This is a genomic window from Oscillibacter valericigenes (assembly GCF_021531435.1).
GTDB classification, from domain to species: Bacteria; Bacillota; Clostridia; order Oscillospirales; family Oscillospiraceae; genus Oscillibacter; species Oscillibacter valericigenes_B.
On record NZ_JAFBIS010000060.1, the window covers coordinates 1 to 1,903 of the forward strand.

At 50.1% G+C, this 1,903-nt stretch carries 2 protein-coding genes; both read left to right on the forward strand.

The genetic code is table 11. From position 1 onward, the window contains the following. Positions 1 to 371, forward strand: a 371-nt coding sequence (tnpA, locus tag JQM68_RS13515; protein WP_235223543.1) for an IS200/IS605 family transposase, incomplete at its 5' end; no start/stop codon positions are given. Positions 372 to 386: 15 nt separating this feature from the next. Next, a partial coding sequence (locus JQM68_RS13520) for a hypothetical protein (protein ID WP_235223544.1) occupies positions 387 to 1,903 on the forward strand: 1,517 nt, incomplete at its 3' end.

Sequence of the window (1,903 nt, forward strand, 5' to 3'; positions counted from 1 at the left end):
CAACAGTCTCAATGCTGAACTACCATTTTGTATTTTGCCCGCGCTATCGACGGAAGATATTTCTTATCGATGGTCTGGAGGACCGATTCAAAGAATCTGTTCTCCAAATCTGTGAGCAAAACCAGATGGAAGTTTTAGCCATGGAATGCCATGTGGACCACGTACACCTGTTTTTGAGCGCCCTGCCAAAGTATAGTCCCGCCGATATCATGCGTATCGTAAAGGGAAATACGTCCCGTGTACTGTTAAGTGAGTTCTCGGATATACTGCGAAGCCCTACGGTATGGACACGCAGCTACTTTGTCAGTACCGCAGGAAATGTATCAAGTGAAACGATACGCCGCTATGTAGAGAGTCAGAAAACACGTTGATGAGGAGGCAGCGTCATGGCAAGAAAATCACCCAGCGAGCACATCTTCGTTTTGACGCTGCCTCTCCAGTGTGAGACATGGCAAATCGATAGGCTCGATACCATCTTCCAAATAGGAAACGATATCAAGAACAATTTAATTGCCTACGAGAGAAAGCAGTACGAAAACCTTACATCCCGGAAAGATTGGAAAGCCAACCAGGCAGCATTGGCAGATGCTTACGCTGCGAAGGATGCGATTCTCGTCAAGGCCCTCTGCGAACGTAGGAACGAGATGTTCTCTGATGCTGGATTCGGGAAATACCAGTTCGAGAAACAGGCTAACAAGTACCGGAAGCACTACCGGGGGAAAGGCGGCAAAGGATACCTCATCCCGGTTCATGTGGCGCAGAAGATTTCTTCCTCCGTATGGGATGGCTACCAGAAACTCCTCTTTGGAAACGGGAAACAGGTACACTTCTCCAAATGGAGCGAGTTTACGACGATAACTGCGAAAACGAACGCCTCTGGGATTCGCTACGCAGATGGATTCGTCTATTTCAATGGGATGAATCTCAGGGTCCATTTCGATGAGAAAGACCCCTATGGCTATCAGCAGGAGTCGATGACGAGGGATATCCGCTATTGCGGCATCCAGCGTCGGTGGTATGCCAGCGGTTGGCATTACTTCGTACAGCTCACGCTGGATGGATTGCCTCCGATGAAGGTAAAACCAGAAACTGGCGAACTCCTGCATCCTATGGGAAACGGCAGAGTCGGCCATGACATCGGACCACAAACCATTGCCAGCGTTGGCAATGACGCCGTATTGCTCACTGAGCTTGCGGATAAGGTAAAGGGCATTGACATAGAGCTTCGGCGCATCCAGCGAGCGATGGACCGCTCCCGCAGGGCAACCAACCCTGAGATGTTTGCCCAAGACGGCTCTATCGTCCCGAAGGACAAGCTCCCTGCATCCTGCTTGACCCGCAGAGGCGGTCGCCAATGGGTGAAGTCGAAGCATTACCTTCGATTGGAGAGCCGCAGGAGAGAACTCTTCCGCCGTCAGCGGGAGATGCGGGTCCAACAGCATAATGAGCTGGCGAACCGCTTACTTTCCTTTGGTGATGAACACTACATCGAAGAGATGCGCTTCCGCGCATTGGCGAAAAGGTCTAAAGAGACCAAGACCAACAGCAAAGGCAAATTCGTCAGCAAGAAGAGATTTGGAAAATCCATCAGCAATAAAGCTCCGGCTCTCTTTGTAAAGACGCTCGAACGCAAGGTCATCAGCGCTGGCGGGTCTTTCAAAAAGGTTGATACCTTTTCCGTAAAGGCAAGCCAATTTAACCATTTGACGGAGACCTTCACGAAGAAGAACCTCAGCAAGCGCTGGAACACCATGCCGGATGGCACGAAAGTTCAGAGAGACCTTTACTCTGCGTTCCTGATACAGAATGTAGATGCCACACTCAAAGCAGTGGATGTAAACCGCTGCAACCAATCTTACGATAGCTTCCTTCAGTTGCACAACAAAGAAGTGCAACGACTTTC